This is a genomic window from Prevotella sp. C561 (assembly GCF_000224595.1).
In the GTDB taxonomy this organism is placed as follows: Bacteria; Bacteroidota; Bacteroidia; order Bacteroidales; family Bacteroidaceae; genus Prevotella; species Prevotella jejuni.
This window is the reverse complement of the sequence record NZ_JH114144.1, coordinates 206,436-216,014: the sequence shown is the minus strand read 5'-3', so window position 1 is coordinate 216,014 and position 9,579 is coordinate 206,436. Positions and strand designations below refer to the sequence as shown.

Sequence of the window (9,579 nt, the reverse complement as noted above, 5' to 3'; positions counted from 1 at the left end):
CCATCCTTGGCCAATACACCAGATATTTGTTCTGGAGACCATTGCTCAGTAATAAAAGGCGCTTCGCCTCTTCCATGACATCCTTGTCGACTGAACGATTGCCTGGCTTTCTGCGCCTTGTTTGTACTGCATTTGCTTGGGCAGTTTCCCAATTATAGTGTCTTCGGACTCCGCTATTACGTCTTATTTCACGAGACACTGTACTTGCACTTACATTTATCGCCTTGGCAATATCTTTTTGTTTCGTTCTATTTTGGAGTAGCACAGAAATTGTGTACCTTTGCTCCGAGGTTAATTGTTTGTACATTGCAATGCAAAATTAATTAATCTTTGGGAGACAGAGGTCTCCCTTTCTTATTTTTATGCATTGCTTGTTGATTTTCTTCTCATGGGGGCTTCTCGCCCCCAAACCCCTCGGTGTTTTCAGGTATAGATTATTAAGCTACACCAGCACTTGGGATTGCAGTTCTATGTTGAACTTGCGTAGTCCTTGAATTTCTTAATGACCAGAGCGGAATTAGTACCTCCAAAGCCAAATGAATTACTTAGAACTGTATTTACTTCTGTGTCTATGGTTGTTGTAGCAAGGTTCATCTTCTCTGAATGTTCATCAGGATTCTCAAAGTTGATGTTAGGTGCTACGAAATCATGCTGCATCATCAAGATACTATACACAGCCTCTGATGCTCCAGCCATCCAACACTCATGTCCTGTCATACTCTTGGTAGATGATATGAGGGCATGTTTACCTCCAAACATACGGTTCAAAGCAATTGCTTCATACATATCTCCTTGGTGTGTACTCGTAGCATGGGCATTGATATAGTCTATATCATCAGCTTCCATATCTGCAGCCTTCAACGCACGAGTCATGGCAACAACACTTCCTTCATCGGATGGTTGACTAATACCACCGCCATTGCTTGAGAAGCCATACCCAACAACTTCAGCAAGGATATTCGCTCCACGTGCCTTCGCATGTTCATAATCCTCTAATACCAATGATGCTGCTCCACCACTCGGTATGAGTCCATCACGATCTCTATCAAACGGACGACTGGCTTTTGTCGGTTCATCCATACGAATGGAGAAGGCGCCAAGTGCATCAAATGATGCCATTGAATAATAGTTTGTCTCTTGTGCACCACCGCAAAGGACCATATCTTGAAGTCCTTGCTTAATCATCATAAAACCTAAACCTATAGAATGACTACCACTGGCGCAAGCTGAACTAACAGTGAAATTCACACCGCGCAAATGGAAGATAGTACTGAGGTTCATATTCACCGTTGAGTTCATCGACTGGAAGATGAGTCCATAACCTAACATTGCAGAATCATGTTTCTCATCCATTATCTTTGACGCTTCAATGACAGGTTGGGCTGAAGAGTCATTACCAAAGATACAACCTACTTCATTCTCTCGCAGATAGTCATCCGTGATACCTGCCTGAGCAAAGGCTTGCAAACTTGACATATAGGCATATCGCGCCTCTTCTGACATACCTGCTCGTATATGACGGTCGAGCATCTTCTTCGTGATGACAGGTTCTGCAACAATACCCGTCAATGCTGAACGATAGCCATAGGTAAGGCGTTCTGCCTGAATGCCTATGCCCGACTTTCCTTCATATAATGAATTCTTTACCATTTCAAGGTCAGTACCAAGGCATGACCATATTCCCATTCCTGTTATTACTACTCTTCTTTCCATAAGTTATTTATTAGGAGTCATAAAAGTTAAGGAGTTTGAGGGATTAAAAGCCAACAGCAGAAATCCCCTAATATCAGCAATAATACATTTCGCTTTACACTTGTAATTCCTTAACATCTCACAACTTCTCATCAAGTGTACAACCCTCCATTCACATTAATTACCTCACCTGTAACGTATGCAGCAGCATCCGAAGCAAGGAACGTCACGACCGCAGCTACCTCTTCTGGCTTACCGAAGCGTCCCACAGGGATGAGTCTCTTCAGTTCATCCTCTGGTAACTCCTTCGTCATATCAGTCTGTATGAAACCAGGCGCTACAGCATTCACTGTGATATTTCGTGGTGCAACTTCCTGTGCCAACGCCTTTGTTGCACCTATTAGAGCAGCCTTTGCTGCACTATAATTGACCTGTCCTGGCATACCTTTCAGTCCTGACAGTGAAGCCATATTGATAATTCGTCCTCCATGTCGACGTGGCATCATGTGTTTCAATAGTCGACGTGTGATATAGAAGAAACCATTCATATTCGTATCCAAAACGCTATGCCAGTCGTCTTCCGACATCATAAACATGACATTATCTCTTCGAATGCCCGCATTATTCACCAATACAGAGATGAACTCATCTGGATGAGCAGCCTCCCAACTATCAATAGCAGCTTCGATAGCCTTCGGATCAGCAACGTCAAAGGGCAGTAGTTCAGCATGACCACCCTTCTCCTCTATCAGGTGTTTCACTTCTTGAGCACATTCTGAATTAGAATGGTAATTGATTATTATAGAATATTGTTCAGCTAAAGACAACGCTACAGCTCGTCCTATCCCTCGCGAAGCACCAGTAATTAAAGCATACTTCATGTTTTATTAGCTTTTAATTATACTTAAATAAAATAAGGAATACACTCTATATCATTATTTACCGACAAAGGTATGACTTTTTTTTGAATTATATTATATTCCTAAGTATTTTTTAATATTCTCTCGTAGGATATTCCCCTCCCATCATAGACACCAAATGATTTTTATCGTTGATACATCCCTTTATTCCACAACTATAAACGTAAAGACTTATTAATGTATATTTCACCTACATATTAAAGCAATGTGCCGTTCTCCTATAAGTAGAAATAAAGTCATTCCCAAAGTGTGATACTTTCTGGTCTGATGATGAAAGTTAACGAATACAGGCAGGGCACAACTATAATATTAAGTTTGAGACAGGTGGAAGAAGTCACATGACTATTTGACAACATAGATGTCCATAGACTGTTTGTTCGTATAATATCAAACATTCACACAAGAGTTCTACTCTTTTTCGTGAGCTCTATCCATTCTATTATAGCAGGAGCTTACATCTTTAATTTGAAGACCATATCAAAGTAATTGATTTCCTCCATATTCCAATTGATTGCTTTCAAAGATGAGCCATCTTCTAATTGATAGTCCCAATAACCCATCTCTGCCACCTCGAAGGTCATTGTTCGAGTAGGCGATTCAAGGCGTACAGTGAAAACATCCTTAAAAATATCTTCTGCTGTCGTTTGCTCCTCTATTGGTTTTTCCAGTAAAGCAACGACCTCATCAGTAACACTTAAATGTAGCAGACCATCCTCTACGATATCGTCCAAACTGCTCTCTGTCAGTGGAACAACAAGGCAATCACCCTCTAAACGTGGCACACGACGCACCAGCTTATGAGCTGGTGGTAGATTGTTCTCGTCAATCTCGGGTGTCTCAAAGAGATTCAACTTTCCTTTAATACCTCTAATAGGTTCATCGAAGATATAAGCATCCTCTATATGCCATTGATGTTCCACTGGTACTGCCCAAACCGAAGTAGAGTCGTCGCTATCTCCATTTACCGTTACATAACCAATGATTGCTGAGTATTCCAGGTCTTCATACTCAGGGAAATTACCGAACATTTGATTGTTCTCTATTTCATTGTTTACGTTAAAGATGGTGCGATCAGCGAAATTCTTTGGAACCTTCGTCGATGAGGCATGTATCAAGATGCGGCCCTTATAGTTGGGAGCCCACGTTCTATTCTCTATGTCTTTCAGCCCACTCACCAATAGTGAGGCCCATGGCTGTCTTACGGATAACGTCTTCATTTTCTCAAGTATTTAATAGATAAGGATTCTACAGTAACGACACAACGCCTATTCCTCGTCGTCTGTAATTTCTACTGCTGCCTGTGCATTCCGAGCCTCATCAAACTTCGCCTTCATCGTTGGGTTATTAGTTGTGAGTCTACGAATGGTCAATTTCTCGGTATCCTTAGTAGCAAGGCGCAGGTTGTTTTCACTACTAACCAACTCCGCACGCACCTTTTGTAGTTTAGATATGGTAGCGTCTATATCCCTAATCGCATCATCAAACTTTCTCGTATAGAGTTCATAATGTCTACTAAACTTATCTTTGAAGTCCTCCATCTTTGCCTCAAAGTTCGTTACATCCACCTCCTTACTCTGTGCTAAGATGAGTTGCTTCTTGTATTCCAAAGCGTTCTTCGATGCCTGCACCAACAGTGTGATGAAAGTCACAAAGAATTGTGGGCGAATAACATACATCTTCGGGTAGACATGACTCTTATTCACGATACCACTATTATATAGCTCACTGTCTGCCTCCAACAAACTGACCAACACGGCATACTCACATCCTTTCTTCTTTCTATCCTCATCTAACTTCTTCAAGAAGTCGTCGTTCTTATGTTTGGTGGCAGTAGTATCCATCTCGTTCTTCATTTCAAACATGATAGATAGGTATTCTGTCCCATCCTCTCTATCTCGGAAGATGAAGTCGCCCTTCGTACCATCACTCGCATCATTGTCTTTTTCAAAATAAGCATTAGGCATCAGTGGACGCAGATAACGTTCGAACTCATTACTACAATGCTGCTCTAACGTCTCACCAACCATCTTTGTCGACATCTTCGACTTTAGTTCTTTGTAATAGTCTATCTGCTCTTGCTTCATACGCAACTCTCTCTCATGTTGCTTCTGCAAGTCTGCTTCATGTAGCTGAGCCTTACTCCTCTCCTGCTCTATCTCGTTCTGCAGCATCACAATCTTATTTTCTTTCTCTTGTGCTGCCTGCTGCGCCTTGTTACGCTCATCCATCACAGCCAACTGCAGTTTGTCCCCACTCTGGCTGATCTCCGATTTCAACTCACTGATCGTCTTTTCCTTCTCGGCAAGTGCAATCTTCATTTCACTTGTCTTCTGCGACTCTATTCCTTCTAACCGTGCTTTGAGTTTCGCTATCTCTTCACTCATCTCCGACTTCTGTCGAGACAACTCACTCTCTTTCTCACCTTTCAGTCGTTCTATCTCAGCCACCTTCTGACCTAATTCCTTCTCCTTTTCCGACAACTTACTTTGGAATGTCTGCTCGGTCTTCGTCGTAACCAACGCCAATTCAGCCTTGTTACGCTCGTCCATCTCAGTCATTCTTCTCTTCACCTCAGTTTCGATTTCCTTAGTCTTAACTTGGTTCAATATAGAAGCATAGTCGGCCTCATCTACCTTGAAGATATTTCCACATTTAGGGCATTTTAGTTCTTTCATAATCCTATTCTTTAAAGTTATTATTTATGTTACGTGTGCAAAGGTAATACACATGAGTGCAGCCTTTCTACATAGATAAAGATTTCTGCTTACGTTTATTATCTTTTTTATATATATAATGGAACATCAATTAAATTGTAGGAACTTTCCTGTAACCACTTGCTTAGTACCATTCATATATATATGATAATATGCAAGTTAGTCTTACTATAGCTTACTATCTGTTCGGAGTTTCTGTCCACCTACAGCCAACTGTCAATCATCTTCTTCCTGAACTGTTGCGCTCTTTGCAACAGTTCAGAAAGAAGACATCATTTCAGCGTCAACGCCTACTTATCATCTGGGCCATCTTCTGCAACCCGACTATAACTTACAGCGTCGTTCTCTGGCAACTCATAAAGCGGACAATCTCTTCTTGCTTCCATGTCATGACCCGCACTCTCAAGATCGGTGATACAAGAGCCTGTTGCAAAGAAATACATCGTAATGATAATACTGATGGCAGCATCCACTTCTTTCTCCGATGCTGTAGGCGAGATATGTGACTCATTATTGCGCCACTCCTTCACCATCAGCAGATAATGATAGAACTGTTTGTATTGCTCATTCGCACTGTATTTCAAGTTCCATAAGGGTCGTATGGCATGGATAACATCTTTCCACGTAACGTCTTGTCCTTCATATTGAGGACGCACCTCTGTCTTCCTCATCAAGAAGAAGAGCTTTTTCAAGTATGCCTCAAACTTAGTGACCAATAGATTGAAACTTACGAACTTGTCTACGATAGTAGCCTTCTTAACAAACAGATTGGTAAAGGCACGCATGATGAAGAGTCCTACTCCATCTAACTTTTCCAATGACTTCTTGTCTAATACGTAGAACACACTATCAATAATCTCATCCTGTCGACGCATATACTTACTGACTCCTGTCAAGGTATTAGTTAAGATTTCATCAATCCTTGCCTTTACCTTATCAATATCCAGTGCTGGCTCTTCAGGTTCTTCTTCTACTATTGGCACTATAGTAGTTTCTTCTTCCTTTTGTTCCTCATCACTTTCAAGCGTGACATCATCCTTTAGCCATGCATCAAGTATCTTCTTCCTTGCATCCAAGTCAAGTATGAATTTCCGCAACACACTGTCTGCTTTCGGTAAGACCATGAAGGCAGGAATCGTCTCACCTGTTATCTTTGCTAAGAAAACACATGTCTTTTGTAGGTCGAGCGTAAGTTTTAAGTTCTCAAAGCGATTAAACTCATTCAGATTCTGCTCATTGACATCACTACTCATGATATTAATGAGCTGACTTGTATTAAGTCCTGTTGCCTCACTTAACGTCATGATCTGTTTGCGCAATTCTTTTATCTGATACTCTGCGATATAGTCGTATATCGTTTTCCCTTTATCGAGGTGTAAGTCTCCACTCTGTATGTCATGTAAGATGATAAGTGCCGTATGCTGGTCTTGTTGCGACAATGTAGCGAAAGTCTTACACAGTTCTTCCAGGGCCGACTTAGTAAGTTCACTACCTGGTCCTTCTGTATATAAGTTCTTAATAAACTTATGAAACTTTGCGTCTATATACTCTGCATTGATAGTTCCCGTACCTGTTTCGGTGATATAAGTATCAATCTTATATTCCCATTCGTCTTTTGACTCACTGGTTGTTGTCCCATCAAACAATTCACGATAACGCTGTAACAAGATATAATAGGTCTGCTCGTCTATTTCCATCTCTACCTTTGTGTACGTGTCACCATGCTGGAACTCATATAAAGTCTGCTCCCACACGAATCCTTGTAGCTTTGCTGCTTCTATCAAATGGGTCATCTCCGAGAAGCATTTCGCAAACATATTTCTGTCTTCACGTGAGTCAGGTAGTCGCTCAAAGTCTTTGATATTATGAGAATAGAAGATGTCTCTAATGGTCAGGAAACGCTGATTGATATTAGAGAGGTTCTTCTCTAACTTGTCTACAAACACCCCTAATGGTCTGTCTACATACACCTCTAAGGCGTCGTTGACATTCTGCTCCATGGTGTATGGGTAGCTATACCACTTGATAATACCAAAGGGTTTCCCTTCTCCAAACAAACGATTGGTACGAGAGAAGGCTTGAATAACATCCACATACTTCATCACCTTATCAACATATAAGGTGTTGACCCACTTTGAGTCATAACCTGTCAACATCTGCGTCACAACGATCAGCAGGTCTATCTGTTTGCTATGGTCTGCTTCTATGTCGATATAGGGTTTCTTATGTGCCAACCTTTTAGCCACATCCTTCTTGTATTTGGCATAGTTAGAGAGCTGAAAGGTCATCCCGTATTTGGCATTATAATCTCTCAACATCTCGATAAGTGCATCCTCACGTGCTATCCCACCATCAGAGTTATCGATGTTATTATCGAAGATGGCTACTACGTTCATGGATGGATAATGCTCTTTGAACAGTTTGTAATAGCTGATGGCTTCTGAAATCTTCTTCGTTGCTAAGATAGCATGGAACTTACTGTTCTTGCTCAGTCTGTCCCATCCTTTCATAATATCCTGCACTACAGCCAAGTAGTGTTCGTCTCTCTCATAGAAGTCTTTTGGCAAGTAATATTCTATGCCATGCACCTTTTTCCCATTATCGGTATAAGTTGCTGGCATTTGCAGTTGGGACATAAAGCGGTCATAGATACTGCGTAGTTCGTCGTCGCTCTCTATGAGTTCTAAGTATTCTTCCGTTGTACGCTTCTTTACTTCTGCCTCTGGGTCACGCTCTTTCAGTTTCAGGTCTATCTGTCTGAACGCTACTAACTCACGCAACTCATCATCGTTGTAGGTGTTAACCCTATATGGGTCAAAGCCCAACACATTCCCGTCTGGAATTGCATTGGCTATGGTGTACTTATGAAGCATATCGCCAAAGAGCGTCTCTGTCATTATCTCGTGCTTTGCGTTCTCTTCAAAGACAGGTGTTCCTGTGAAGCCGAAGAGCAATGCACGTGGGAAGGTATGCTTGATACTGATGAGCATTTCACCGAACACACTACGGTGACACTCATCAATGATGAACACCAAGCGTTTCTTACCTATCAGGTCTATTAGTTCATTAGAGATGGCTGCTCCTTCCTTTACGTTACTCATCTTTTGGATAGATGTCACGATGAGGCGGTCGTCCTTATCCGTACTTTTCAGTTTGGCAAGCAGCACTTTGGTGTCTTCCGTGTCTTGTATGGAGTCTGTCTCTCCTGCAAATCCTCTATATTCATCAAGCGATTGCACTGCGAGTTCTATGCGGTCGAGTAGGAACACTACCTTATCTGCATCACCAGAGTTGGCTATCAGTTGTGCCGACTTAAATGATGTCATCGTCTTACCCGACCCTGTTGTATGCCATATATAACCGCCTCGGTGCTTATGGTCGTCCCAGTTTGTTTGCTTTACAACATCGCTTATCTTGCTGACGGCGAAGTATTGATAACTACGAAGCACCTTCAGGGTCTTGTCCTTGTCGTCGGCAATGGTGTAGAAACCTACTAATTGGTGTGCCATAGGGATTGACAGTAGGTCGGTGGCTACCTTCTTCCAGTCGTTGACTACCGTGTTGTTAAAGTCTTCCCAATGGAAGTAGTACTGTGGTTGGAAGTTGTCTGCTTTACCAGGGTTGGCAAAGTAGAGTGTCTCCTCTGGTGTCATTGCTACAAAGACTTGCACCATAGAGAAGATACCTTGCGTGAAGACGCCTTCGTGCATGTAACGTTTCAACTGGTAACAAGCCTGACTCACGTTCACCTTGCTGCGTTTTAGTTCTATGTGAATGACGGGCATACCGTTGATAAGCAGCATAAGGTCGCCTCGTCGGTCGCCAGCCATAGCCTCCTTGGTCTTGAACTTTGGTTGGCGAACTATCTGATAACGACTTTGTCCAGCAGAGATTTCCTTGGGGTCGAATATCTTTAGGTAGACATTCTTACCATAGTTATTACGATCCTCTTGGCAGTCTCGCTTGATGCAAAGCTGCTGTCCATTAATAAGGTTGTTAATAGCGTAGGGCGAATCGCAAAGGTTTACTTGGTCAATAACCTGCTGCATCTCGCTTGCTGTGAGCGGATGGTTACCCAACTGGTCTACGCCTCGGTTGTTATCATAGATGATATCAGCCCAGTTTTGCACAAGCTCTTCTTCGGTTGGGTTCTTTATTACTTCGTTCCAACCGTGCTGGAGCAGGTGGTTAGTTAATGCTTCTTCAAATTCAAGTTCCTTTACGAAACCTTGTATGTTGTTACTCATAATCAT

6 protein-coding genes are annotated in these 9,579 nt (G+C 42.0%); all 6 read right to left on the bottom strand.

Annotation, left to right across the window (positions count from 1 at the left end):
- Positions 1-307 (bottom strand): helix-turn-helix domain-containing protein (locus tag HMPREF0666_RS18055; RefSeq protein ID WP_009011778.1); only part of this gene is annotated, 307 nt, incomplete at its 3' end.
- A gap of 161 nt (positions 308-468) precedes the next feature.
- Positions 469-1,713 carry a beta-ketoacyl synthase gene (locus tag HMPREF0666_RS07460; protein WP_042856149.1) on the bottom strand — a complete coding sequence of 415 codons (1,245 nt, stop codon included), beginning with the start codon at positions 1,711-1,713 and terminating at the stop codon, positions 469-471.
- A 131-nt stretch (positions 1,714-1,844) separates the two neighbouring features.
- A complete protein-coding gene (fabG, locus tag HMPREF0666_RS07455; RefSeq protein ID WP_009011776.1) occupies positions 1,845-2,573 on the bottom strand; it encodes a 3-oxoacyl-ACP reductase FabG in 729 nt (242 codons plus the stop codon).
- A gap of 491 nt (positions 2,574-3,064) precedes the next feature.
- Positions 3,065-3,829, bottom strand: a complete 765-nt coding sequence (locus HMPREF0666_RS16110; protein WP_009011775.1) for an ASCH domain-containing protein — start codon at positions 3,827-3,829, stop codon at positions 3,065-3,067.
- A gap of 48 nt (positions 3,830-3,877) precedes the next feature.
- Complete coding sequence (locus HMPREF0666_RS07445; RefSeq protein ID WP_009011774.1) at positions 3,878-5,287, bottom strand: DUF2130 domain-containing protein; 1,410 nt, start codon at positions 5,285-5,287, stop codon at positions 3,878-3,880.
- Positions 5,288-5,616: 329 nt separating this feature from the next.
- The gene (locus HMPREF0666_RS07440) at positions 5,617-9,579 is read right to left on the bottom strand and encodes an HsdR family type I site-specific deoxyribonuclease (RefSeq protein ID WP_009011773.1); all 3,963 of its coding nucleotides are present in this window, start codon (positions 9,577-9,579) and stop codon (positions 5,617-5,619) included.